Here is a 24,106-nt window from a genome sequence, read left to right as displayed (position 1 = left end):
TTATTTGGCAGAATTACTGTTAAGTAGCAACAGATCGTCAAGCAATCCTCAATTGTTGTATTTTTCCCGGGCAGCAGAAATTGGGATGCTCGTTTCGTTTTTGTATGAAAAATCAAAGAAAAAAGGAATACTTTCGCCTGTTTTTATTATCTTTGCACCACTATAGATAAATCAAAACAATATGAAAAAGATATTTTTGGCAGTTGTTGCTCTGTTTGTGTCAGTAGTTATGTATGCTCAGCGTGAGGAAGGTTCAGTAACTGTTCAGCCCCGCGTAGGTGTGAACTTCTCCAGTCTCACCGACTACAATCGCACTAAGTTCGGCTATACTTTTGGTATGGAGGTAGAGTTCCAGATGACCGATATGCTCAGTCTGTCGGGCGCAATCCTTTATTCTGACCAGGGCGCAAAGGATAACAGTGAAGGTGTGGAAGAGATTTTTGATATAGACTATGCCAACATTCCTATCATGCTCAATTGCTATGTAGCCCCCGAAGTGTTGCCCGGATTTGCTATAAAAGCCGGTGTTCAGCCTGCTTTCCGTACCAAGGCATCGGTGCGCATTGACGGAGCGAAGATAGATGTGGATGAGCTTTTCAATCTTATGGATCTGCCTGATACTAAACTCAGCAAGTTTATGTTCTCTGTACCCGTTGGCCTTTCTTATGAATACAATAATATCGTATTCGATGCCCGTTACAATTTCGGAATTACCGACCTATTCAAAGGCGAGGGTAAGATGCGCAATAATGTTGTGCAACTTACCCTCGGCTATAAATTCGATGCTGAGTTCTAATTTAGTCGGCGGCTTCGAATTCGCGCAAGAACTGAGTATCATTCTCTGAGAACATACGCAAGTCGCTTACACGATATTTCAAGTTGGTGATACGTTCTACACCCATGCCGAACGCATAACCGCTGTAGATGCTTGAATCGATGCCGCATTGTTCCAATACGTTAGGATCTACCATACCACAGCCCAGAATCTCTACCCATCCAGTGTGTTTGCAGAATCCGCAACCCTCACCGCCACAAATGAAGCAAGAGATATCCATCTCGGCACTTGGTTCAGTGAAGGGGAAGTATGATGGGCGCAGACGAATCTTCGTATCGGCACCAAACATTTCGCGTGCAAAGCTGAGCAACACCTGTTTCAAGTCGGTGAACGATACATTCTTGTCGATGTACAGACCCTCTACCTGGTGGAAGAAGCAGTGAGCACGAGCCGTGATAGCCTCATTACGGTAAACGCGACCAGGGCAAATCACGCGAATTGGCTCAGTAAGCTTACCGTCTTCAGTATGCATCTGTTCCATGATGCGTGCCTGAACACTTGAAGTGTGTGAGCGCAGCAGAACATTCTTAGTAACATCGTTGGGGTGTTGGCTTACAAAGAAGGTGTCTTGCATGTCGCGTGCTGGATGATCAGCAGCAAAGTTCATCTTTGTAAAAATATGCAGGTCGTCCTCAACCTCAGGACCGTCTGCCAATACAAAGCCCATGCGACTGAAGATATCGATAATCTCGTTTGTCACAATGGTAAGAGGATGGCGTGTTCCCAACTGAATGGGGTAGGGAGTGCGAGTCAGGTCGATAGCCTCATTACCACCTTCCTGTGTTTGGCATTCTTCGCGCAGTTGGTTGATACGCTCTGTGGCCAGTGTCTTCAACTCATTGATTTTCATGCCGACGGTTTTCTTCTCATCGGCAGCCACATTACGGAAATCGTTCATCAAGGCAGTGATTTCGCCTTTCTTGCTGAGATATTTCAGACGAAGTTGTTCCACTTCCTCTGCATTCTTTGCGCTCAGCGTCTGTACTTCTTTCAGAAGTTCATCTATCTTGTCAAGTATCATACTTTTATGAAAAATTGCAATTTCAAGGTGCAAAGGTACGATTAAGTGAGTGAAAAAGCAAATTTATTTGCATTTTTCCGAGCGTAAGTACCTAAGAAACTGTTTCAAAGGTACGATTAAGTGAGTGAAAAAGCAAATTTTCTGGATGTCTAGGCAGCGTGCTTGGCAAAAAAGTAGCAAAAAGTATGAAGATTGTTTTGCAGTTCGTTTTTTTTGATTATTTTTGCAAACAGATATTAATTATTATTTATCGATTCTGGAAATGAAGTTGTCTTTTAGGGATATTATTTTTGTTGCACTGCTGTCCTGTGTACAGATGGTGGCATCTGCCGATACCGTGATCAAAGGCGATGACGCATACAAATGGGTTGGAGAACATCTTGACTCTTTGGCCAATTCATATATGTTGAAAAGTGGAAATGTTCTTGATCCCGATGATGTGCGCGATGAACTGAAGACAATTGGCTATAACGGACTCAATGTGACCGATTATATCATGGCAAGTAGGCAGATAGACAGTCTGGTACTCGTCCGACTGATGGACCGTGCTGAGGCTGGGGGAAATAAAACCATCGTTTACATGATGGGTTCTACTGGTGCCGGCAAAACGACCTCTTTGCATAACAATCCAGAGTTAATGGAAATGACGAAGAAGGCAGGTGTGGTGTATGATGGTGCTTTTATCAGCATTCCATCATTTGAAACTCGTTTGGATATGGCTATGAAACGTGGGTTCAAAGCAAGTATAGTCTTTGTTCATAACGATCCGGAGACAGGTTTTGAGAATGTGATTCGAAGGATGATTAAATCGAACCGTTCTATGAGCCTTTATTATTATATATATTGTTATCCACGCTTCATGGGGCGTATTGCCTATCTGCTGAATAAGCATCCAGAAGTGACGCTCTACTGTCTGGATAATAGTCGTAATAAAGGTGGCGTTCGTGTTTCGACTGAGGAAGCTCTTACCTGGGACTATTCAATTACGGAGTCTCTTGAAAAGAGTCTTCGTAGTATTATGCAGCGGTGGATTGAATCCGGTCGGTTAACCGCCGAACAAATCGAAGCCTTAGAAAAATAGGATCTGCTAGAGAATGAACGTTTGGCTTAAGCTTTCTTGGCCAAATTATAGTTGTAGTATTTGGTGCTACAGGTGATATCTTCAACAACTCGAATGAAAGGAGGAAATTTTACGGACTTGTGTTCTGTAATGCCCTTCGTTTCGAGAATAACAAGACCGTCAAGTTGGTCCTTGTAGAAATCGAGCTCAAAATACTGACCTTTCCAGATAAAACTTTTACGCAGTTTGTGGATGGTTTGGCGCTCAGGGTCGGCCAAGGCGAGCATCATCTCATAAAGGCTATTGTTGATTTGACGCTCAGTGACAATCTCCTCCTTTGGTGAAATGCGTTTTCGGGTGGTGTGAACATTTACCACTTTCCCCTGCCAAATACGGCGTCGCAGGCGCACCTCGCTATCGGCATCAGATTTCAGATAGCACTGAATAATTTCACTCTCAGTACAATCATCGGGAAGTGAGCCAATAACTTCAACAATATATTTACGCTCATCAACAATAGGCTGGGGAAGTGAGAGTACATCGCTGATTTCTTTCAATACACGGTTCATCTTCTTGTCGAAATCCTCGTTGTTGTTGATGACACGCAGGTGGGGATGCCCTGTCCAGGCTTGAATCACTTTCTTGTCGAGTGAACGGGCTATACGCAGGCCTTCATCATCGTTACTCTCGTTGCGCGAAGCATTGTTGGCCGTAGTATAGAACTGTTCAGCACCATCGGCAGCCGACACCAAATGGAGAACGGCATCGTAGCGCTGGCGCAGTTCGGGTGACGATGTACCTACAGCACGGGTAATCTCTTCCCAGGTATCTGGAGACATATAAGCAGAGATGTCCATTGTTCCGCGGTCGCAGATAATGATACAGTTTTCCTTAAACTCCTGTGCCATACGGGTGAACTTGTCTTCAAGGGCCAACTGAATTTCAAGGGTGGCTTTCTCGCCTTCATAAAAGAAACCGCGGTTCTTTGTCAGATAGTCCATGCCAGCCTGAGTGAACAGCGTGGGAACTTCGGGAATGGTGAACACTTTAAAGCCCAGACTTGAGAAATGCTCAATGACTCGCACCAATGCCGAAGTCTTGCCGGCACAGGGACCTCCTGTAAGTACAATTTTTGTGATATTACCCATAACGTTGATTTTCTGTGTGCAAAGGTAATAAAAAATTGTTATCTAGTTGTTCTATATTCAAAAAAATACCTACCTTTGCATTCCAAAATAACGAAACAATAGCCTGTTTGGAAGTATGAGAAAAAGCTTGGTAGCTTTTATTCTGGTGAGCGTTCTGCTGACGGCATGTACGAAAACAAGACGCGAAATAGCATCGATGATGACTTGTGAGGCTGACAGCACAGCGGTGGACTCTGATTCATTGGCGGCCTTGGAGACCGATAGTCAAGTGCCGGTAGAGGCTGATGAATTGTTCGATGACTTTTTCTTTAACTATGCATCCAATAGTCGATGGCAGTTGGAACGTACTGCATTTCCACTCGTGATGATTGATGAGGGTAGGAAATGGAAAATAAATAAGCGTCAATGGAAAACAGAAAAGTTCTTCATCAACCAGGACTATTACACACTGATTTTTGATTCTCCACAACAGATGGAATTGGTACGCGATACGTCAGTGGCTGAGGCTGTCGTAGAACGTATAGATATGGATAAGGCGCGCGTTCAACAGTTTGTGTTTAGCCGACAGAGTGGGCGATGGATGTTGCACGAGGTTCGCTGGCAGCAACTGCCTCGCAATGCTAATGCTCAGTTCCTACAGTTTTACCAGCATTTCGTAAGTGATTCGACATTCCAACATCAGAGTTTGGCCAATCAAATACAGTTTTCAGGACCTGATCCAGATGATGACTTCTCAATGATTGAGGGCGTGATAACTCCTGATTTCTGGGACGCTTTCAAGCCCGATCTGCCTGCCCATACTATATATAATATTGTATATGGTCATCAGAATCCCGCTTCTAATTATAAGATTTTTCTCCTTCGAGGCATAGCCAACGGCATGGAAGTTGAATTGACTTTCAGACTTCATAGAGGACGTTGGAAACTTACAAGGTTACTGACGTGAAGAAAAGAAGAGAAGCAATGAACAGTTAAGAATGGGGGGAAATGAACATGAAAAGCTTTATTGATTACAGTCTGCTAAAACACAATACATTTGGTATAGATGCCAAGTGCCAACGCTATATTGAGTATGCTACAGAGGATGATGCGGTACTGCTGGCATGCGAGTTGAAGAAACCTTTCATGGTGATAGGTGGAGGTAGTAATCTGTTGCTGACAAAAGATTACGAAGGAACGGTAGTCCGTTCTGCTATCAACGGTTGTGAACAGTTGTCCGATGACGGCAACGATGTGCTGGTTCGTGTAGGCAGTGGTGAGGAATGGGATGCTATGGTGGCCCATTTCGTGGAGAACGGATGGTACGGTGCTGAAAACCTATCGCTGATTCCTGGTGATGTAGGTGCCTCGGCTGTTCAGAATATTGGTGCTTACGGCATGGAAGTATGTCAGCTGATAGAACGGGTAGAAGCTGTGGAAATAGGTAATGGTAGAAAAGTGTCTTTTTCAACAGCTGAGTGTCAGTATGGATATCGACAGAGCCGGTTCAAGAATGAGTGGAAGGGACGCTTTCTTATTACTTATGTTACCTACAGACTGAAACACGAATTCTCTCCCCGTATAGATTATGGAAATGTACAGCAGGAACTGAAGTCTCGTGGTATTGATAAGCCCACGGCGTCAGAACTGAGGCAGGTGATTGTAGATATACGAAAAGCAAAACTTCCAGATCCTAAAGAACAGGGCAATGCCGGAAGTTTCTTCATGAATCCTGTTGTGAGTCGCAGCAAGTTTGAATCCATTCAGAAAGAATATCCGCAAATGCCTCACTATTTTGTGGATGACGAACACGAGAAAATTCCTGCAGGATGGATGATTGACCAGTGCGGATGGAAAGGACGTACCATTGGTCATGCTGGGGTACACGACAAGCAGGCATTGGTGTTGGTGAACAGAGGTAGCGCTACAGGACAGGAAATAGTCAACTTGTGTCAGATGATTCAGAACGATGTGTTGGAACGTTTTGGCATAGAAATTCACCCAGAAGTAAATATTGTCTAAATGAAAATAACCTTTCTCGGAACAGGAACATCGTGTGGCGTGCCCGTAATAGGGTGCGAATGCGAAGTATGTAAAAGCGAAGATGCCAGAGACAAGCGCACCCGTTGTTCAATATTGGTAGAGACCGAGCAGACACGCTTGCTTGTTGATATAGGCCCTGATTTCCGTCATCAAATACTTCCACAACCATTTCGGAAAATCGATGGTATTTTGATTACTCATTCTCATTACGATCATGTAGGGGGCATGGACGATATACGCCCTTACTGTCAGTTTGGGGAGATTAACGTATATGCCGATCCCATAGCCCGTAAGGCGATGCTGCAAATGTTGCCCTATTGTTTTGCCGAGAACCGATATCCTGGCGTACCTGCTATTGGATTGCACGAAATCTATCCTGGCAAGGCTATACGGTTGGGCGATATTGATGTGCTGCCGTTCCAGGTGATGCATGGCAAACTTCCTATATTGGGCTATCGCTTTGACCGTTTTGCTTATATCACCGATATGAAGAGCATTGATGATGGGCAGGCTGCTCTGCTTGCAGGCGTAGATACTTTGGTAGTAAATGCTCTGCGCTTTGACCGTCCCCACCACTCTCATCAGTTGGTTGATGATGCAGTGGCTTTTGCGCGTAGGGTAGGGGCCCGGCGTACTTTACTTACCCACATGTGTCACGACATTGGAAAACATGAAGAGGTGAACAAAAGGCTGCCTGAAGGAGTAGAACTGGCTTATGACGGACAAATCTTAAATCTTTAAAATAGTACCAAAAAGAAAGAAAATGGTTAATTCTTGTTATAAAACAGAAGATAATTAGTGTAAAATATTGCAGATTGAAAATTTACTCCTACCTTTGCAATGTGTTTTTCATAGTATTAGATTTAAGGTTAACAAAGGTTGGAGTACAGCGGTACTCCTTTTTTATTGTTGAACAATAGTATATAGCTGTAGAAATACGGCACCTAACGAATAATGATTTTTTTTCCTGGCACATGCTGTAATGTGGTGCCTATAAAACTTAAAAACGATGATGTATATATTTTTGGCGTTTATCTTCTTAGTTCTGCTCGGCTGTACTGTATGGATGTATCACAGACTGTCGGTGCTTCGTCTTGGCAATAAGCAGTTACAGACATTAGTAGAATGTCAGGACGGATACACTTTCCTTTTGAATAGAAAGATGGAAGTGGTGAAAACGAACTTTTATAACCAGCAGTGGCAGCATTTGGGTGCGTCAAACCTTCTGGGCAATGTGTTGCACTGCAAAAATGCTCACGATGCCGGACAATGTGGTGAACATGATGTGTGCAAGAAATGTCCTGTACGTTTCGTGATAACTAAAGCCTTTGAACGTGGAGTCAGTTTCAATAATCTGGAGGCTTGCATGGAACTCTTGGGCGATGATAATAATATCACTGATACTGATGTGCAGGTGGATGGGCACTTCGTAAAACTAAACAACAAGGCCCACATGGTGGTAAACGTGAAGTTGATGCCAGAAGATAAACAGGTGGAACTTCCAAAGTTACTGTTCATATCTGAGAAAGTCGATTTGTTCTTAAGAGTGAAAGAGGCTCTTGGCGCGAATATCAGAGTGCTTAATGCTGATAATCTGCATCAGGCCCTTCATCGGTTGCTGATGGTGAAAGCCTATGGATTTTTGGCAATATTGATTGATGAAGAATTCTATGAGAAGCACGAAGATATAACAAAACTACTGGTGAAGAACGATAGTGTGAAAGTAATCGTCTTCACCAGCAATAATAAGCCATCTACAGACGGGCATGTGTTCTACCTAAGTGAACATTTCGATGCTATGCAGTTACGCTTGCTCTTATTTGACAAAGAATAAGTCCTGCGTAAATATGGACTGCATAGTGATAGCTCGAAACTTAGTTTGTTTCTTATAAGCGTCCTATCGGCGGTTTTTCTTTTTCTTCCCCTCTCGGTGGAAGAAGCGGAATATACCGCTATAGTTCTTGATAAGTTTGCGTACCAACAGGAAAGCATCGATAGCTGTAATACTGTTGGTAATGAGCGTAGCAATCTGTTCACCACGCGTAGAGTCTTCGTTCCTCTTAAACAGGTCGCCCCATAAAACGGCAATCTGTTCGCCTTCGCGTTCAATGTCTTCGCTCAATTGGTTGCGGCGAAGCTGAATCTCTTCAAGGGTGTTGTAGGTTGTTTTCTCCATAGCGCTAACTCATCAGAAGGTCGGCAAGGAAATGGACCAAAGGACGCTCAATCCATGACTTGCGGAAAATGAAACATAGGATAAGAAGCAACAGGTGGGCCACTGCAACTGCAAGGAAAGCACTGGCATAACCAATGAATTGTGATAGCCAGAACGAAATACCAAGCCAGAAAAACAGGAGCAAAGCCGCAAGGATGGTAATAAACAGGATAGCAAGGGCAAGCGCCGTAAGCAGGCGCACCACCTTGTCGATAACCGTAAGCTTACCATACTCGGCCTGTAGCTCCAGGTAGTGTTTTAGCACCTCAATGAGTTGTGCAATGGTCTCCACATTCTTGTCGCTCGATAGCATAACTTAATCCTCAGTTACGTCTTGAATATCGTCAACTAAATCGCCAACGTCTTTGCGGTTCAATTTGATATTGTGTTTCTTCAGAAAATCGTCAACGGCATCGGTAATCTTCTCACGAGTGTCGCTTCCCTTTTCAGGAGCCATCAGAATACCTAAAGCTGCGCCGGCGATAGCACCGCCAAGAAAGGCGCCAATGTAACCTAAACTTTTCATAATTGATAGATTTAATAAGTGAAACTTCTGCATTGTTTTCGCAAGCAAATATACAAATTATTCTTGTAAAGAAGTGGTGCAATCTGTCATTTTTTGTTAAAATGAATGTATTTTCGCAAAATAACGTACTTTACACTCGTAAATTTCCTGTTTTTGAGCGATATTTTGTAATTTCGCAACAAAATTTCATCTATAGATTGATAATTATAACCAATTTGACTAATAGCTATTATAAGGTTTTATGAAAAAGTACATGATTTTGTGCGCAGGCCTTTGCCTCGCAATGGTATTTACTGGATGTAAATCAAAGGAAAGTGCCTACAAACAGGCTTATGAGAAGGCAAAGGCAGCAGAGTCAGCTCAGGCTCCTGCTGAAGTGATTGAGACACAAGTAGCTACTGAGACTCCGACTGTTACTCCCGTTCAGACTCGTCCTGTTACACAGACCACAGTTGTTGACAATGTTGATAATATTTCAGTACGCGAAGAGCGTGTATCTGTAGTGAGCGGAACTGGCTTGCGCAATTTCAGCGTTGTAGTTGGCTCGTTCTCGGTGATTGCCAACGCTGAGGGACTGCAGCAGCGTCTGAAGAATGCTGGCTATGCAGCTCAGATTGTGAAGAATGTTGATCGTAATATGTATCGCGTAGTGGCTTCAACGTTTGATGATAAGGCTTCAGCCGCTCAGAGCCGTGACCAGCTGCGTGGAACATATCCCGATGCATGGTTGCTCTATAACGTAAAATAAAGATTACTCTCCTTGGCCCGCATCCTATCTATAGACTACGGCCGTAAGAGAACAGGATTGGCAGTCACCGATCCGCAGCAGATTATTGCAGGCGGATTGGCGACTGTTTCTACTTCCGAACTCTTCGACTGGTTGAAAAATTACGTGGAGAAAGAACCGGTGGAACGCATCGTGATTGGAGAACCCCGACAGATGGACGGTTCACCGAGTGAGAACTTGGCACGCGTTCAGCAGTTTGTGAACCGTTGGAAAAAAGCGATGCCCGCTATTCCCATTGATTATTTTGACGAGCGATTCACTTCAGTATTGGCCCATAAGGCTATGATTGACGGTGGACTGCGTAAAAAAGCTAGACAGAACAAAGCACTTGTTGATGAGATTAGTGCTACAATAATACTTGAGGACTACATGCGTTCGCGAAAAGGTCCACTATTTTGATTTCCTATGATATTACCTATTTATGTTTATGGTCAGCCTGTGCTTCGCAAGGTGGCCGAAGATATCCCTACCGATTATCCCGATTTGAAGCAGCTCATCGCTGATATGTTTGAAACGATGGACAATTCAGACGGTATAGGATTGGCTGCTCCTCAGATTGGAAAAGCTATCCGTGTGGTGGTGATTGATCTGAATGTGTTGAGCGACGATATGCCTGAATACAAAGGATTTCGCCATGCTTTTATTAATCCTCATATTCTTGAATACGATGACACAAATACTGATTCGTCGGAAGAAGGATGCCTCTCGCTTCCTGCTATCCACGAGAAAGTGGTGCGCCCCACTCGTATTCATGTACAGTGGCTGGATGAAGACCTGAATGCTCATGATGAATGGGTTGAAGGCTATCTGGCCCGCGTAATGCAACATGAGTTTGATCATTTGGACGGTAAGATGTTCATTGACCGTGTGTCGCCCTTGCGCCGTCAGCTCATCAGTAGCAAACTGAAGGCTCTTACACAGGGCCGTTATCGCTGCGGTTACAAGACCAAGCCAGTGAGAAAGTAAGGGAAGAGTGATAAGGGAAAAATGAAAAAAGAGAAGTGAAAAGGGGAAGATTTGTTTCCGCAATTGTTCATAGGCGCATACTTATTTCGTGTGCCTTCCTTTTTAGTGCGCTGCTTAATTCTTCTTTTTTTACTTTTCACTCTTCACTTCTACATGCACAATACAATATCGACAGGTTGCTGACCATCGGTCGTTCAGCCTTGTACTATGAGGACTATGTGCTGTCGATGCAGTATTTCAATCAGGCTATCTCGGCCAAGCCATATTTATACGAACCTTGGTTTTTTAGAGGTATCGCCAAATATAGCTTGGATGATTATATCGGTGCTGAGGCCGATTGTACCGAAGCTATTCAGCGCAATCCTTATGTGGTAAGTCTCTACGAATTGAGAGGCATTGCCCGTATTCAGCAGAAAAAATATTCTGAAGCTATTAGAGACTATAGTGTCGCCTTGAAATACGACCCTGTAAACCGCGGTTTGTGGCATAATCGCGTGCTTTGTCATATTCAGAATAAAGACTTCGATGTTGCTCTACTTGAGATAGACACCATGCTGACCAAGTGGAGCAGGTATTCGCAGGCTTACAATATGCAGGCCGATGTCTATATGCAGAAAAAAGACACAACGGCAGCACTCGCTTCCTTGGAGAAAAGTTTGGAGATAGATCCTTACGATGGACAGACTTGGTCAGCCAAGAGTATGATATGTCTGATGCGTGAGGAGTGGGAACAGGGTGAAGAGTGTTTGGACAAGTCTATTCACTTGTTGCCAAAGAATGCCAATAATTACGTGAACAGGGCCTTGGCACGATATAATAGAAATAATCTTCGTGGAGCCTTGGCTGATTATGATACCGCTCTTGACCTTGATCCCAACAATTTCCTGGGACATTACAATCGAGGACTGTTGCGCTCGCAAGTGGGCGATGATAATAGGGCCATCATCGATTTTGATTTCGTACTTCGTTTAGAACCCGATAATATGATGGCACTCTTTAACCGTGCTGTTCTGCTTGATAAGACTGGTGATTTGAAGGGCGCTATACGTGACTATTCAAAAGTGATTGAGGAATTTCCAAATTTCTGGACAGGTTTGGAGTTTCGTGCAGCTTGTTATCGTCGATTGGGTATGATCAAACAGGCTGAGCAGGATGAATTTACGGTCTATAAAGCCCGTCTTGAAAAGCATCTCTATGGCAAACAGCCACGATTGGATAAGCGCCAGATGAGAAAACGTAGCGATGAATCGCCTGAGAAATATCGTGACCTGGTGGTGGAAGACGAGCAGGAATTGGAGCATGAATATCAAAACGACTATCGCGGACGCGTGCAGAACCGCAAGGTCGAGATAGAGTTCCAGCCACTATTCGCTCTTTCCTTTGAACCCATGAAGAGTGAAGTGCGTTCTATGGTGGCTTTCGACCGTAATATCGATGCGGTGAATCAACGGATGCGTTCGCGTACCATATATATAAATAATGTGAGGCCTACTTTCAGTGAAGCGGAGTCGAAAGGCTATTTTGCCTATATTGATTCACTCAGTATGGTGCTGAATACCACCCGTAATACAACGCAGACCCTCCAGACCCTCTTCCTCCGTGCTGTAGCCTTTACAGCCATTCAAAATTATGAGAGCGCTATAGAAGATCTGTCCACCTATCTGCAGGAAGACACCACCAGTGTGGCGGCCTTATGGCAGAGGGCTTATTGCCAGTCGCGCATCAATCAGTTCCTCACGGCCACAAACGGGACCACCGAACTTTCTACTGCAGAAGGCACAAGCGTAGAGTTGAAGAATGCCAATGTGTTGGCCGATTTGAACCACGCTCTGTCTATAGATGAGAATAATGCCTACCTCTATTATAATCGTGCTTGTTTCTATGCCCAGCGACAGGACTATGCCCAGGCCATTGAAGATTTTACTCGAGCCATTACGCTTGACGCCAATCTGGCCGAGGCATACTATAACAGGGGCTTGTGCGCTATCTATCGTAAGCAGACAGAAGCAGGTATTAGCGACTTGAGCAAGGCTGGAGAACTGGGGCTATATACTGCCTATAGTATAATCAAAAAATATCGCAAATAGCTATGGAAAAAGAAACTTTGGTATGGAACAGAATTTTGGCAGCAGTACTGAAAATGCCAGGAGTGAAAATTGATCGCACGGTTTTCTTGCGCAAAGCCTTGAAAGCTTACTGCAACAGTCAGACACTCGACATGTTGGAAAACGTTCGCCCTTATGCTATCGTTCCTGAAAAGGTGATAGATGAAGTGGCTACGGCATGTATCAATAAACATACAGCATTGGCAACTACAGGCTCGGCTATAGCTGGTCTGCCAGGTGGATTGGCAATGGCTGCTACCATTCCCGGCGATTTGACTCAGTATTATTTCCATGTGGTAGTCGTATCACAGAAACTTGCCTATCTGTATGGATTTCCTGATTTCTGCAATGAAGAAGGTGAGTTGAGCGAAGAGGCTGTAGATATGCTCACCATCTTTATGGGAACGATGATGGGTGTGAAAGTGGCCGAACAGGGATTGAATGAGTTGGCAAAAGGAGTGGCGAAGACAGCAGCAGGCCGACTTCCAAGATTGGCTATTACCAAAACAGCTATCTATCCTATTGCTATGCAGATTGCTAAAATGGCAGGAGCAAAGATATCAAAGAATGGATTCGTGAAGTCGGTGGGTAAGATTATCCCTATCGCTGGTGGCATCTTCTCCGGAACGCTCACCCTGTTTACTTTCAAACCAGGCGCTCGCCGACTTCAGAAACGTCTGAAAGCTCAGAAACTCTATTTCAAGACCACTGAAAACGAGGCAATGGAACAGTTCTGGGCTGAGGGTGGTGATGCTGAGCGAAAGAATATCCGTGCCTCTTTCGCACGTGCCGAACAGACCCAGGACAAACCTTTGCTGAAACAGTTGGCTTTGGCCCAGGCACTCATCAATATGGCAAATATCTCTGATGACCTTTCTGCCGATGTGCAAGATGTAGTCGAGGAATATATAGCCAAGACGGATATTCCCGGTGAACAGCAGATTGCTCTTCTCGAGAATCTGGGAACCGAATATAGCTTCGATATCGATTATGATATGCTGGCCTGCGATCCGGATTTTGCTCGTGAGGCACTCCATACGATGGTGAAAGTGATGAATGCTGCAGGCAGGAAGACTGTTGCTGAGAAAATGTATCTCAGCATGACGGCCAAAGCCGTGGGCGTATCAAAAGAAGAATTAGATTCCATCGCTTCAGGACTTTAGTCTTTTGGAAATTGGACTTTAACAATTGCGTGTCAAATTGTCAGTGCGGACAGTTTGGCACGCTTTTCGCATTTTGTGTAGCAGTTAGTATTAATTTCAAAACAAAAAACAATATGAATATTAAACCATTAGCAGACCGTGTGCTGGTAGTTCCTGCACCGGCTGAAGAGAAAATCGGTGGAATCATCATTCCTGACACAGCAAAAGAGAAACCCCTTCGCGGCGTTATCAAGGCTGTAGGTAAAGGCACTAAGGATGAAGAAATGATCCTGAAAGTTGGCGACGAAGTGCTCTACGGAAAGTATAGCGGTACTGAGATCGAACTTGATGGTGAGAAGTTCCTCATGATGCGCCAGAGTGATGTACTCGCAGTGATTGAGAAGTAATAATAGTAGAATAATCGGAATAATCAGAGTATTCAGAATACTCAGAAGATTCAGAAGATTCAGAATAATCAGAAAATTCAGAATACTCAGAATAATCTGAATACTCAGAATAATCAGAAAAAAAACTATGGCAAAAGAAATTAAATTCAATATTGAGGCCCGCGAATTGATGAAGCAGGGCGTTGACCAGTTGGCAAATGCAGTGAAAGTGACTCTTGGTCCTAAGGGTCGCAATGTGGTTATTGAGAAGAAGTTTGGTGCTCCGCAGATTACCAAGGACGGTGTAACCGTTGCTAAGGAGATTGAACTGGAAGACCACTTCGAGAATACAGGTGCTCAGCTCGTAAAGAGCGTTGCCTCAAAAACTGGTGATGATGCAGGTGATGGTACAACTACTGCAACCATCCTGGCTCAGGCTATCGTATCAGAGGGCTTGAAGAATGTTACCGCAGGTGCCAATCCTATGGATTTGAAGCGTGGTATCGACAAGGCCGTTAAGTGCGTGACCAACTTCATCGCCAAGAATGCCGAGCAGGTTGGCGACAACTACGACAAGATTGAGCAGGTTGCTACTGTTTCTGCAAACAATGATAAGGAAATTGGTGAACTCCTGGCCGAGGCTATGCGCAAGGTTTCTAAGGATGGTGTCATCACTATCGAGGAGAGCAAGAGCCGCGACACACACATTGGTGTTGTTGAAGGCATGCAGTTCGATCGTGGCTATCTCTCAGCTTACTTCGTTACTGATAGCGAGAAGATGGAGTGCGCTATGGAGAATCCATACATCCTCATCTACGATAAGAAAATTTCTAACATCAAGGAGTTCCTGCCTATCCTTCAGCCCGCTGCCGAGAGTGGCCGTCCCTTGCTGATTATTGCAGAGGATGTTGACTCAGAGGCTCTGACCACACTAGTTGTAAACCGTCTGCGTGGTGGCTTGAAGATTTGCGCTGTGAAGGCTCCTGGCTTTGGCGATCGTCGTAAGGCTATGCTCGAGGATATCGCCGTACTGACAGGTGGTACTGTAATCAGCGAAGAGAAAGGTCTGAAACTGGAACAGGCTACTCTCGAGATGTTAGGTACCTGTGAGAAACTGACTGTATCAAAGGACAACACCACTATCGTGAATGGTGCCGGTGACAGTCAGGCTATTAAAGACCGCATCAACCAGATTAAGGCTGAGATTGAGAACACCACCTCTTCATACGATAAAGAGAAACTGCAGGAGCGTCTGGCTAAGTTGTCAGGTGGCGTAGCTGTTCTCTATGTAGGTGCTAACAGCGAGGTAGAGATGAAGGAAAAGAAAGATCGCGTTGACGATGCTCTCTGCGCTACCCGTGCTGCCATTGAGGAAGGTGTTGTAGCAGGTGGCGGTACCACTTACATCCGCGCTCAGCAGGCTCTTGTTGGTCTGAAGGGTGACAATGCCGACGAGCAGACTGGTATCAATATCATCTGCCGTGCTATTGAAGAGCCTTTGCGCCAGATTGTCAGCAACGCCGGTGGCGAAGGTGCTGTAGTTGTTCAGAAGGTTCGTGAGGGTGAAGGCGATTTCGGTTACAATGCTCGTAAGGATGTTTACGAGGATATGCGTCAAGCTGGTGTTATCGATCCTGCCAAGGTATCACGTGTGGCTCTTGAGAATGCCGCATCTATTGCCGGTATGTTCCTTACCACTGAGTGCCTGATTGTTGACAAACCTGAGAAAGAGCCCGCTATGCCAATGGGTAATCCCGGTATGGGAGGTATGATGTAATTGAATAAATTACAATAGAATCAAGACGGGAATCCAGATGCGATTCCCGTTTTTTTTGTGCTTAATTGTTTATTTTTGCAATCTCTACATTACAATGCGTGAAAATGAATGTAAAAACATGCATAAAAGAGTTGATTTGCCTAATTACTGTATATTTTTCACTCAAAGTGACTTTGTCTGTGAGCGAGAAAATGCCTACCTTTGCAGCAAAGAAAGATATTTTTTTGATTTGTTTTAGTAGATTAGTTTTTAAGTAGTTTGTTTTTGAGAAATCGGCTGTCGTGAGACAGCCGATTTTGTTTTAGTACGCTCAGCAGATATATTGTCTAACGGGGATGCAGGTCGATTACCCGTCTAACATGTGCAAATCGATTACCCCGAACTGATGATATGCGTAAAAAAAGAGAAAATAGCAGGCGTTTATTTTCTTGAAAAGTTGTAACTTTGCAAACAAGTAATAAATATTCATTTTTTTTATGGAACGTCTTCTAACTCTATATAGAGAGTGGTGCGGAAAGGAGCCCGCCCGTTGTGAACAATTACCCGGTGCAGGGAGCAACCGTTCCTATTATCGTATGACAGATGATGAAGGTCATAGTGTAATAGGTTGTATTGGCACCAGTCGTGACGAGAATCATGCTTTTGTTTATTTGGCGAAGCATTTCACCAAGCGCCAGTTGCCAGTGCCCGAGGTGTTGGCAGTGAGCAGCGATGAATTGCGCTATTTGCAGACCGACTTAGGAACAGTATCTCTTTTCGATGCTATCCGTGGCGGTCGTGAGGCTGGGGGACGTTATACCGTGGCTGAACAGGAACTGCTGCGTCGCACCATTCGTGAACTGCCCAATGTCCAGTTTCGTGGTGCCCGTGAATTGGACTTTTCCAATTGCTATCCGCAGCCGGCTTTCGATGTTGAGGGAGTGCTTTTTGATTTGAATTATTTCAAGTATTGTTTTCTGAAAGCCACCGAACTTGATTTCCATGAGTTGAAGCTTGAAGCCGATTTCCGTCTTTTGGCGAAAGATCTCACCGCAGCTCCATCGTCTCCTTCCGAAGAGGAAAGTAATATTGCCGAGCAAAGCGATTGTTTCCTTTATCGTGATTTCCAGGCCAGGAATGTGATGATGGATGCTGAGGGCAATCCGTTCTTTATCGATTTCCAAGGTGGTCGTCGTGGTCCGTTCTATTACGATCTGGCCTCTTTCTTGTGGCAGGCTTCTGCCAGGTATCCCGACAAGCTTCGTCACGAACTGCTCGATGAGTATTACGAAGCCGCCCAGCAATATGTGGAGATGCCCAAGCGCGATGTCTTTGACCGTCGTTTGCGCCTTTTTGTCTTCTTCCGAACCCTTCAGGTACTTGGAGCCTATGGTTTCCGTGGCTATTTTGAGCGCAAGCAGCATTTCATCAAGAGTATTCCCCCTGCCATGCAGAACTTGCGTGAGCTGCTGGCACTCGACGAGTTACCTTATCCCTATCTGGTTGAGCTCCTGCGCCGTTTGACCGAACTGCCACAGTATCAGCAGTTGGAAGTTGTTGCGCAGACCCGTTCCGATGGTTACAAGACAACCGATCTGAACCCCTATAATGCACACCCGAAAGATGGTCCTGCCACTTTCTCAAAGTACGATGCCCAGGGTCCGTTGGTTGTCAAGGTGTTCAGTTTCAGCTATCAGAAAGGCATTCCTGAGGATGAGAGTGGTAATGGCGGCGGATATGTGTTCGACTGTCGCAGCACCCATAATCCAGGTCGTTACGAACCATATAAGAAGTTGACGGGTCTTGATGAACCTGTTATCCGTTTCCTGGAAGACGATGGTGAGATTCTGACCTTTTTGGATAGTGTCTATAAGCTGGCCGATGCTCATGTGAAGCGATATATCCAGCGTGGATTCACCTCGTTGATGTTCTGTTTCGGTTGTACTGGCGGTCAGCACCGTTCGGTGTATAGTGCCCAGCATTTAGCCGAGCATATTCATCAGAAGTTCGGTGTCGAAGTGCGCATCTGCCACCGTGAGCAGAACATTCGGCAGGTTCTTAAAGACTAATATCCAATTTTTGAGGGTTCCTAACTTCTCCGTTTTTTCAGAAGTTAAGAACCCTCAAATTAATAAGTTACTTTTCTATCTACTCCCCTCCCTCACAGGGAGGGGTAGGGGGAGAGTCTCTTTTTACTCCATCCCCCTTGCCTTTAGCAGCGATTTTGCGTCAGGCTGTTTCATGTGAGTGAAGTCGGTGAACATCTGCATCAGGTCGAGCGTGTTGCCACGGCTCAGAATCTTGTTGCGCATGTCCTGTCCCACTTCAGGCTTCAACGCTCCACGCTCGGCAAAGCAGTCGGCAATGTTGGCTGCCAGTACCTCTGTCCACAGGTAACTGTAGTAGCCGGCGGCATAACCGCTTCCCCAGATATGATTGAAATAGGAAGTAGAGTAGCGTGGCAGAATCTGTGAGTTCAGCAGATGCACATGGCGCAGGGCTTCCGTTTCAAACTGCTTTGCCTCGGCAGCTGTAGGCACCTGACTCTCAGGCAGAACATGCCAGGCCATGTCCAGACAAGTAGCTGCTAAGTTCTCGCCCAGCGAGTAGGCAGAGTGGAAGTTGATTGATCCCAGCATCTTCTCTTTCAGATCCTTCGGCATGGGCTGTCCGGTAACGGCATGCAGTGCAAAGTGGTCGAATATCTCAGGAATGGTGGCAAACGACTCGTTGAACTGTGACGGCATCTCCACGAAGTCGCGAGCCACGGCAGTACCGCTCAGCGTGTTGTACTGGCAGTCGGAGAGAATACCGTGCAGGGCGTGTCCGAACTCGTGGAACAGGGTAGTCACCTCATCCCAAGTGAGCAGTGAAGGCTGGCCCTCGGGAGCTTTGGCATTGTTGCAAACATTATAGATGAGAGGAATCTGGTTGCGCTGACGACTCTGTTTTGCAAACGAGCTCATCCATGCGCCACCGCGCTTGGTGGGGCGACGGAAGTAGTCGCTGTAGAACAGGGCAATCGTCTTTCCGTTGCGATCCTTCACCTCAAACACCTTCATGTCGGGATGATAGGTGGGAATATCCTTGCGCTCCTTGAATGTCAGACCGTAAACTCTGTTGGCAGCATAGAACACACCGTTCAGCTGCACGCTGTCCACATTGAAATAGGGCTTGATCTCTTCGTCCGAGATATTCAGCATTTCCTTCTTCATTTTTGCCGAATAGTAGAAACGGTCGTAGGGCTGCAGTTGGAAACTGCTGCCCATGGTTCTGCGGGCATATTCTTCAATCTCCTTTGTCTCGGTATCCGCTTTTGGCGTATAGACGTCGATGAGTTGGTTCAGGAACTGATACACCGCCTCGGGTGTCTTGGCCATCGTGTTCTCCAGCGAATAGTCGGCATAAGTCTTGAATCCCATCAGTGATGCCTTCTCTGCACGCAGACGGGCTATCTCTGTCACAATGGCAAACGTGTTGAACAGGCCCGTTCCGTCAGCACGGTGTATAGATGCCTCGAACACACGGCGGCGCAGGTCGCGATTGTCCAGACTGGCCAGGATAGGCTGTTGGGTGGTGTTCACAATGACAATGCAGTAGGGCGCCTTTCCGCCACGGCTCTGCGCATCCTTCTCACACTGTGCCATGTCGGCCTCGCTCAGTCCTGCCAGTTCTTCGCGGTTCTGCACCCATACCACGGCGTCGTTGGTGGCATCCTGCAGCGTGTTTCCCCATTTTTCCTGTAGGTCGGAGATGCGCAGGTTGATTTCCTTCATGCGTGCCATCTTCTCCTCTGGCAGCAGGGCGCCCGAGCGCACGAAACGCTTATAGATGGTCTCAAGCAGTTTCTGGTTTTCTCCCTTCAGCTGTGCGTATTCGTGATCATAGACATACTTGATGCGGTCGAACAGCAGCTTGTTGAACGAGATGTCGTTGCCCAGTTCTGTGAGCATCGGCATCACCTTTTTCTGTGTCTGGGCAATCTCCGGTGTCTTGTCGGCTCCTGTCAGACAGAAGAAAATGCTGGTCACTCGGTCCAGCAGTGCGTCGCTCTCCTCGTAGGGAATGATGGTGTTCTCGAACGAAGGCGTTTCGGGGTTTGATACGATGGCAGAGATAATCTCACGCTGTTTCTGAATACCCGTCTCAATGGCAGGCAGGTAGTCGGATGTTTTAATCTTCCTGAAATCAGGAGCGCCGAAAGGCAGTTTGCTCTGTTCCAACAGAGGGTTCTTACGTGCTGTAGTTCCGTTCATTCCGTCCATGTCAAGTGCGGCCGACTGCATCACTACCGATGCCAGTCCCAGTGTCACTAATGTCTTGGTAATCTTTATCATATAAATATATACTTAAAATCGCTTTAGTTATGCGCATGCTGTTGCAAAGGTACGCAAAAGATACGTAAAAATGGATGATAATCAATTGATTATTAATATATTTTTTGTACCTTTGCCACAAATAATTATAATTATGGCAAATTTAGTAGCAATCGTGGGCCGTCCTAATGTTGGAAAGTCCACCTTATTCAATAGACTGACCAACAGCCGTCAGGCTATTGTGAGCGATGAAGCCGGTACAACCCGCGACCGCCAGTATGGCAAGTGCGAATGGAACGGACGCGAGTTTTCGGTAGTAGATACCGGTGGCTGGGTAGTCAATAGCGACGATGTTTTTGAGGAGGAGATTCGAAAACAAGTAATTATTGCCACTGAAGAGGCTGATTTAGTACTTTTCCTGTGTGATATAAAGAATGGTGTGACCGACTGGGATATGGATGTAGCCCAGATTCTGCGTCGTGCCAAACTTCCTACCATCCTTGTGGCCAACAAGGCCGATGATGGAAAGGACTATTACGGACAGTATGAGTTCTATAAACTGGGACTGGGCGATCCTTTCTGTGTAAGTGCGGCCACCGGTTCCGGTACGGGCGATCTGCTTGACAAGGTGCTGGAGATTCTTCCCGAGAAGTCGAAAGACGATATTGAAGACGGTATTCCCCGTTTCGCCGTTGTGGGCCGTCCTAATGCCGGAAAGTCCAGTCTTATCAATGCCTTTATAGGTGAAGACCGCCACATTGTGACCGATATTGCAGGCACCACCCGTGACAGTATCTATACCCGTTACGATAAGTTCGGCTTCGACTTCTATCTGGTTGATACAGCAGGTATCCGTCGCAAGAACAAAGTCACCGAAGACCTTGAGTTCTATTCTGTGATGCGTTCTATCCGTGCCATCGAAAACAGCGATGTGTGTATCCTCATGCTGGATGCCACCCGTGGTATTGAAGCACAGGACATGAATATCTTCCAGCTCATTCAGAAGAACAACAAGAGTCTGGTGGTAGTCGTAAACAAGTGGGACCTCGTGGAAGAAAAGTCGCAAGTGGTTATTGATACCTTCGAGAATGCCATCCGCCAGCGTATGGCTCCATTCGTTGACTTCCCCATCATCTTTGCCTCTGCACTCACCAAGCAGCGCATCTTTAAGGTGCTGGAAACAGCCAAGCAGGTTTACCTTAACCGTAAGGTGAAGATTGGCACCTCTAAGCTCAACGAGGTGATGCTTCCATTGGTTGAAGCCACTCCGCCGCCTTCTATTAAGGGTAAGTATATCAAGATCAAGTATGTGAGTCAGGTGCCCGACACACAGATTCCCACCTTTATCTTCTATGCCAACCTGCCTCAGTACATCAAGGAGCCCTACAAGCGTTTCCTCGAGAATAAGATTCGTGAGAACTGGACCCTCACAGGTTCGCCCATCAATATCTTTGTGCGACAGAAATGAGGCCACTGTGTTTTATCTGGCTGTTGGCTGCCTTCACTCTTCTCTTTGTGCAGTGTGGAAAGGATCATACTCCCGAAACACTTGCCATGCAGTCGGCACAGCAAAGCTACGACCAATTGCTGGCAGGCAATTACGAGGGCTTCTTGGCGGGTAGAGTCGATGCCGACAGTTTTCCGGCCACTTACCGCAACGAACTGCTCATGGCATATAAGGAATTTCATCGGCAGCAGGAGTCCAAGAATGGAGGCATACGCGGCATCACCGCCAGTAGGGCAGTGATGGATACGGCCCAGCATCTGGTTCAGGTGTTTATGATCATAGACTACGCCGATTCGCTGAAGGAAGAAATCGTCGTTCCGATGGTTGAGCGAAATGGTGAGTGGAAGATGAAATAATAACAAAAAACGTTCAAAATCGATAGTTTTGCGATTTTGAACGTTTTTTTTGTGAATGTGAAATTGAAATACACCTTTTGCGTTCAATGCACTATCTTTGCAATCGTCATCCTCTACTATAGAGAAATGACGCACTTATCAACGTTCATTTCCAAAAGAATAAAAGGATGGTAGATATAGATAAGCAATTGCGGCTAATCCAACATTCTGTTGTGGTTAGCCGCAATTCATTTAAAAGCAAATTATAGCTATAATTTCGACGATTATAGCTATAATTCTTAAAATTTTAGCTATAATTTATTTCAGCCCTCATCCTGTTGTTGGGCAATAGACGGTCTGTTCAGCCTTTATTTGACGACTGCCCGGTAACAGCTTCACGCATTTCTTTCAGCAAGTCGCTGGCAAAGATGAAATCCGTGAGGCGCTTGTTGGTAGAGTTCATGATTTGCGACGAGTTGCCCTGCCATTCTTTCTCGCCTTCATAGATGAAGATGATGTTCTCACCAATACCCATCACCGAGTTCATGTCGTGCGTATTGATGATAGTGGTCATATTGAATTCGCGCGTGATGCTGTGCAGCAGGTCGTCAATCACAAGCGAGGTTTTCGGGTCCAGTCCGCTGTTGGGCTCGTCGCAGAACAGGTATTTGGGATTCAGGGCAATGGCACGGGCAATGGCCACACGCTTCTGCATACCGCCACTAATCTCGCCGGGGAATTTCTGTTCGGCGCCGACAAGGTTCACACGGTCCAGACAGTCCATGGCGCGCTTGGTGCGTTCGCGCAGCGTCATCGACGAGAACATGTCGAGGGGGAACATCACGTTCTCCAGTACGGTCAGCGAGTCAAACAAGGCAGCGCTTTGGAAAATCATTCCCATCTCGCGGCGCATCATCACCTTCTCCTTTTTCGACATCTTTACAAAGTCGCGCCCGTCATACAGAATCTGTCCGCTGGTAGGGTTGAGGAGGCCCACAAGATTCTTCATCAGTACCGTCTTGCCCGAGCCCGACTGTCCGATAATCAGGTTTGTCTTGCCGTCTTCAAATAGGGTAGAGATGCCTTTCAGCACATCTTTCCGTCCCAGCAGAGTGCCGTCGGCAGAACGCTCTTCAAACGATTTTTTTAGTTCTTTTACTTCTATCATGACAGCAACTGGGTTAGGAATACATCAGAAAACAGGATGAGCGCACTCGACGATACAACAGCGTCGGTAGAGGCCTTTCCCACATTGACTGAGCCTCCCTCAACGGTATAGCCGTAATATGAGGGCACACTCGAGATGATAAAGGCAAAGAAAAGGCTCTTGATGATAGACATCCATATAAACCACGACTCGAAATCGTGCTGCAGGCCGGCGGTAAGGTCGTCGGGCGGCATGATGTGGCCGATATAGGCTGTGGCGTAGGCGCCTATAATGCCCATCACCGATGAGAAGACCACCAGCACCGGCATAATGGTGAGCATGCCCATGATTTTCGGCAGTATAAGATAACAGGCAGAGTTGACCCCCATAATGTCAAGAGCATCAATCTGTTGGGTTACGCGCATGGTGCCTATTTCAGAGGCAATGTTCGAGCCTACTTTACCAGCTAGAATCAGACACATGATACTGGACGAGAACTCCAGCAGCATAATCTCACGAGTGGTAAAACCGGCCACCCAGCGCGGCATCCACGGACTCTCGATGTTCAGTTTCATCTGGATGCAGATGACGGCACCGATAAAAAAGGAAATAAGCAATACAATGCCAATGGAGTTCACGCCCAGTTGGGCCATTTCCTTGACATATTGTTTCCAAAACATGCGAAACCGCTCAGGAACGGAAAACGTGCGCCCCATCAGAATGAGGTAACGTCCGAAAACGGTAAGCCATTTGTGTATAATCATTAAAAAAAAGATATTAATTGCGGGTGCAAAGTTATTAAAAAGTTGGGAGTTATACGAAGTAGTGAATA

General features: G+C 45.9%; 24 protein-coding genes. 16 read left to right on the top strand and 8 right to left on the bottom strand.

Features of this window, described 5'->3' with window-relative positions; all coding sequences use genetic code 11:
* Positions 1–181 precede the first annotated feature (181 nt).
* Positions 182–796, top strand: coding sequence for a porin family protein (locus L6475_RS11485; RefSeq protein WP_237820176.1), 615 nt, complete (start codon positions 182–184; stop codon positions 794–796).
* Position 797: 1 nt separating this feature from the next.
* Here L6475_RS11485 and pheS read toward each other — a convergent pair whose 3' ends face one another.
* The gene (gene pheS, locus L6475_RS11480; protein ID WP_237820174.1) at positions 798–1,856 is read right to left on the bottom strand and encodes a phenylalanine--tRNA ligase subunit alpha; all 1,059 of its coding nucleotides are present in this window, start codon (positions 1,854–1,856) and stop codon (positions 798–800) included.
* A gap of 262 nt (positions 1,857–2,118) precedes the next feature.
* Here pheS and L6475_RS11475 point away from each other — a divergent pair, with 262 nt between their 5' ends.
* Positions 2,119–2,937, top strand: coding sequence for a hypothetical protein (locus L6475_RS11475; RefSeq protein ID WP_237820172.1), 819 nt, complete (start codon positions 2,119–2,121; stop codon positions 2,935–2,937).
* A gap of 26 nt (positions 2,938–2,963) precedes the next feature.
* On the opposite strand, the gene L6475_RS11470 is transcribed toward L6475_RS11475, so the two are convergent.
* A complete protein-coding gene (locus tag L6475_RS11470; RefSeq protein WP_237820170.1) occupies positions 2,964–4,064 on the bottom strand; it encodes an AAA family ATPase in 1,101 nt (366 codons plus the stop codon).
* 115 nt (positions 4,065–4,179) lie between these two features.
* Here L6475_RS11470 and L6475_RS11465 point away from each other — a divergent pair, with 115 nt between their 5' ends.
* From L6475_RS11465 to L6475_RS11450, 4 genes are all read left to right on the top strand, one after another.
* Positions 4,180–5,010, top strand: coding sequence for a DUF4348 domain-containing protein (locus L6475_RS11465; RefSeq protein ID WP_237820168.1), 831 nt, complete (start codon positions 4,180–4,182; stop codon positions 5,008–5,010).
* A gap of 47 nt (positions 5,011–5,057) precedes the next feature.
* A complete protein-coding gene (gene murB, locus L6475_RS11460; protein WP_237820166.1) occupies positions 5,058–6,065 on the top strand; it encodes a UDP-N-acetylmuramate dehydrogenase in 1,008 nt (335 codons plus the stop codon).
* Positions 6,066–6,827, top strand: coding sequence for an MBL fold metallo-hydrolase (locus tag L6475_RS11455; RefSeq protein WP_237820164.1), 762 nt, complete (start codon positions 6,066–6,068; stop codon positions 6,825–6,827). It begins immediately after the preceding gene.
* A 268-nt stretch (positions 6,828–7,095) separates the two neighbouring features.
* Positions 7,096–7,920 carry a hypothetical protein gene (locus L6475_RS11450; RefSeq protein ID WP_237820162.1) on the top strand — a complete coding sequence of 275 codons (825 nt, stop codon included), beginning with the start codon at positions 7,096–7,098 and terminating at the stop codon, positions 7,918–7,920.
* Between the two features lie 63 nt (positions 7,921–7,983).
* Here the strand turns inward: L6475_RS11450 and L6475_RS11445 are convergent, their stop codons facing one another.
* The 3 genes from L6475_RS11445 to L6475_RS11435 are packed head-to-tail and all read right to left on the bottom strand — an operon-like array spanning position 7,984 to position 8,827.
* Positions 7,984–8,262, bottom strand: a complete 279-nt coding sequence (locus tag L6475_RS11445; protein WP_237820161.1) for a hypothetical protein — start codon at positions 8,260–8,262, stop codon at positions 7,984–7,986.
* A gap of 4 nt (positions 8,263–8,266) precedes the next feature.
* Entirely contained in the window at positions 8,267–8,614 is a 348-nt protein-coding gene (locus tag L6475_RS11440) for a phage holin family protein (RefSeq protein WP_237820159.1), read from the bottom strand.
* Between the two features lie 3 nt (positions 8,615–8,617).
* Positions 8,618–8,827 carry a YtxH domain-containing protein gene (locus L6475_RS11435; protein WP_237820157.1) on the bottom strand — a complete coding sequence of 70 codons (210 nt, stop codon included), beginning with the start codon at positions 8,825–8,827 and terminating at the stop codon, positions 8,618–8,620.
* 241 nt (positions 8,828–9,068) lie between these two features.
* Between L6475_RS11435 and L6475_RS11430 the strand changes: the two genes are divergently transcribed.
* The 8 genes from L6475_RS11430 to L6475_RS11395 all read left to right on the top strand — a co-directional run bounded on the left by L6475_RS11430 (position 9,069) and on the right by L6475_RS11395 (position 18,038).
* Positions 9,069–9,575 (top strand): SPOR domain-containing protein, encoded by a 507-nt coding sequence (locus L6475_RS11430; protein WP_237820155.1) that lies wholly within the window; start codon positions 9,069–9,071, stop codon positions 9,573–9,575.
* A gap of 12 nt (positions 9,576–9,587) precedes the next feature.
* Positions 9,588–10,013 (top strand): Holliday junction resolvase RuvX, encoded by a 426-nt coding sequence (gene ruvX / locus L6475_RS11425; RefSeq protein WP_237820153.1) that lies wholly within the window; start codon positions 9,588–9,590, stop codon positions 10,011–10,013.
* Positions 10,014–10,019: 6 nt separating this feature from the next.
* Entirely contained in the window at positions 10,020–10,580 is a 561-nt protein-coding gene (gene def / locus L6475_RS11420; protein WP_237820151.1) for a peptide deformylase, read from the top strand.
* 35 nt (positions 10,581–10,615) lie between these two features.
* The gene (locus L6475_RS11415) at positions 10,616–12,667 is read left to right on the top strand and encodes a tetratricopeptide repeat protein (protein ID WP_237820149.1); all 2,052 of its coding nucleotides are present in this window, start codon (positions 10,616–10,618) and stop codon (positions 12,665–12,667) included.
* Between the two features lie 2 nt (positions 12,668–12,669).
* On the top strand, positions 12,670–13,848 hold the full coding sequence (locus tag L6475_RS11410) for a TerB family tellurite resistance protein (RefSeq protein WP_237820147.1): 1,179 nt from the start codon (positions 12,670–12,672) through the stop codon (positions 13,846–13,848).
* A gap of 113 nt (positions 13,849–13,961) precedes the next feature.
* Positions 13,962–14,234 carry a co-chaperone GroES gene (locus L6475_RS11405; protein WP_237820146.1) on the top strand — a complete coding sequence of 91 codons (273 nt, stop codon included), beginning with the start codon at positions 13,962–13,964 and terminating at the stop codon, positions 14,232–14,234.
* A gap of 127 nt (positions 14,235–14,361) precedes the next feature.
* Positions 14,362–15,990 (top strand): chaperonin GroEL, encoded by a 1,629-nt coding sequence (gene groL / locus L6475_RS11400; protein ID WP_237820144.1) that lies wholly within the window; start codon positions 14,362–14,364, stop codon positions 15,988–15,990.
* Between the two features lie 476 nt (positions 15,991–16,466).
* Positions 16,467–18,038 carry an RNase adapter RapZ gene (locus tag L6475_RS11395; RefSeq protein WP_237820142.1) on the top strand — a complete coding sequence of 524 codons (1,572 nt, stop codon included), beginning with the start codon at positions 16,467–16,469 and terminating at the stop codon, positions 18,036–18,038.
* Positions 18,039–18,161: 123 nt separating this feature from the next.
* On the opposite strand, the gene L6475_RS11390 is transcribed toward L6475_RS11395, so the two are convergent.
* Entirely contained in the window at positions 18,162–20,306 is a 2,145-nt protein-coding gene (locus L6475_RS11390; protein WP_237820140.1) for a M3 family metallopeptidase, read from the bottom strand.
* A gap of 133 nt (positions 20,307–20,439) precedes the next feature.
* On the opposite strand from L6475_RS11390, the gene der reads away from it, so the two are divergent.
* Both der and L6475_RS11380 read left to right on the top strand, forming a co-directional pair.
* Positions 20,440–21,753, top strand: coding sequence for a ribosome biogenesis GTPase Der (der, locus tag L6475_RS11385; protein ID WP_237820138.1), 1,314 nt, complete (start codon positions 20,440–20,442; stop codon positions 21,751–21,753).
* Positions 21,750–22,148, top strand: coding sequence for a hypothetical protein (locus tag L6475_RS11380; protein ID WP_237820136.1), 399 nt, complete (start codon positions 21,750–21,752; stop codon positions 22,146–22,148). The genes der and L6475_RS11380 overlap by 4 nt, the downstream gene beginning before the upstream one ends.
* 340 nt (positions 22,149–22,488) lie before the next feature.
* On the opposite strand, the gene L6475_RS11375 is transcribed toward L6475_RS11380, so the two are convergent.
* Together L6475_RS11375 and L6475_RS11370 are read right to left on the bottom strand one after the other, a co-directional pair.
* Positions 22,489–23,295: an ABC transporter ATP-binding protein gene (locus tag L6475_RS11375; RefSeq protein WP_237820134.1), complete on the bottom strand. Its 807-nt coding sequence runs from the start codon at positions 23,293–23,295 to the stop codon at positions 22,489–22,491.
* Complete coding sequence (locus L6475_RS11370; protein ID WP_237820132.1) at positions 23,292–24,038, bottom strand: ABC transporter permease; 747 nt, start codon at positions 24,036–24,038, stop codon at positions 23,292–23,294. Before L6475_RS11370 ends, L6475_RS11375 begins: the two co-directional genes overlap by 4 nt.
* Positions 24,039–24,106: the final 68 nt, after the last annotated feature.

This window comes from Prevotella sp. E9-3 (assembly GCF_022024015.1).
GTDB lineage: Bacteria > Bacteroidota > Bacteroidia > Bacteroidales > Bacteroidaceae > Prevotella.
Note: the sequence above shows the minus strand (reverse complement) of the source record. Positions and strands in the feature narration are given on the sequence as shown.

Bases quoted from the DNA above. Each gene is read 5' to 3' on its own strand.
- L6475_RS11470 (WP_237820170.1), bottom strand. From the start codon at position 4,064: ATGGGTAATATCACAAAAATTGTACTTACAGGAGGTCCCTGTGCCGGC.
- murB (WP_237820166.1), top strand. From the start codon at position 5,058: ATGAAAAGCTTTATTGATTACAGTCTGCTAAAACACAATACATTTGGT.
- L6475_RS11405 (WP_237820146.1), top strand. From the start codon at position 13,962: ATGAATATTAAACCATTAGCAGACCGTGTGCTGGTAGTTCCTGCACCG.
- L6475_RS11475 (WP_237820172.1), top strand. From the start codon at position 2,119: ATGAAGTTGTCTTTTAGGGATATTATTTTTGTTGCACTGCTGTCCTGT.
- L6475_RS11395 (WP_237820142.1), top strand. From the start codon at position 16,467: ATGGAACGTCTTCTAACTCTATATAGAGAGTGGTGCGGAAAGGAGCCC.
- L6475_RS11435 (WP_237820157.1), bottom strand. From the start codon at position 8,827: ATGAAAAGTTTAGGTTACATTGGCGCCTTTCTTGGCGGTGCTATCGCC.
- L6475_RS11455 (WP_237820164.1), top strand. From the start codon at position 6,066: ATGAAAATAACCTTTCTCGGAACAGGAACATCGTGTGGCGTGCCCGTA.
- der (WP_237820138.1), top strand. From the start codon at position 20,440: ATGGCAAATTTAGTAGCAATCGTGGGCCGTCCTAATGTTGGAAAGTCC.
- L6475_RS11465 (WP_237820168.1), top strand. From the start codon at position 4,180: ATGAGAAAAAGCTTGGTAGCTTTTATTCTGGTGAGCGTTCTGCTGACG.
- L6475_RS11440 (WP_237820159.1), bottom strand. From the start codon at position 8,614: ATGCTATCGAGCGACAAGAATGTGGAGACCATTGCACAACTCATTGAG.
- L6475_RS11485 (WP_237820176.1), top strand. From the start codon at position 182: ATGAAAAAGATATTTTTGGCAGTTGTTGCTCTGTTTGTGTCAGTAGTT.
- groL (WP_237820144.1), top strand. From the start codon at position 14,362: ATGGCAAAAGAAATTAAATTCAATATTGAGGCCCGCGAATTGATGAAG.
- L6475_RS11380 (WP_237820136.1), top strand. From the start codon at position 21,750: ATGAGGCCACTGTGTTTTATCTGGCTGTTGGCTGCCTTCACTCTTCTC.
- def (WP_237820151.1), top strand. From the start codon at position 10,020: ATGATATTACCTATTTATGTTTATGGTCAGCCTGTGCTTCGCAAGGTG.
- L6475_RS11445 (WP_237820161.1), bottom strand. From the start codon at position 8,262: ATGGAGAAAACAACCTACAACACCCTTGAAGAGATTCAGCTTCGCCGC.
- L6475_RS11450 (WP_237820162.1), top strand. From the start codon at position 7,096: ATGATGTATATATTTTTGGCGTTTATCTTCTTAGTTCTGCTCGGCTGT.
- L6475_RS11390 (WP_237820140.1), bottom strand. From the start codon at position 20,306: ATGATAAAGATTACCAAGACATTAGTGACACTGGGACTGGCATCGGTA.
- L6475_RS11375 (WP_237820134.1), bottom strand. From the start codon at position 23,295: ATGATAGAAGTAAAAGAACTAAAAAAATCGTTTGAAGAGCGTTCTGCC.
- pheS (WP_237820174.1), bottom strand. From the start codon at position 1,856: ATGATACTTGACAAGATAGATGAACTTCTGAAAGAAGTACAGACGCTG.
- L6475_RS11430 (WP_237820155.1), top strand. From the start codon at position 9,069: ATGAAAAAGTACATGATTTTGTGCGCAGGCCTTTGCCTCGCAATGGTA.
- L6475_RS11370 (WP_237820132.1), bottom strand. From the start codon at position 24,038: ATGATTATACACAAATGGCTTACCGTTTTCGGACGTTACCTCATTCTG.
- L6475_RS11410 (WP_237820147.1), top strand. From the start codon at position 12,670: ATGGAAAAAGAAACTTTGGTATGGAACAGAATTTTGGCAGCAGTACTG.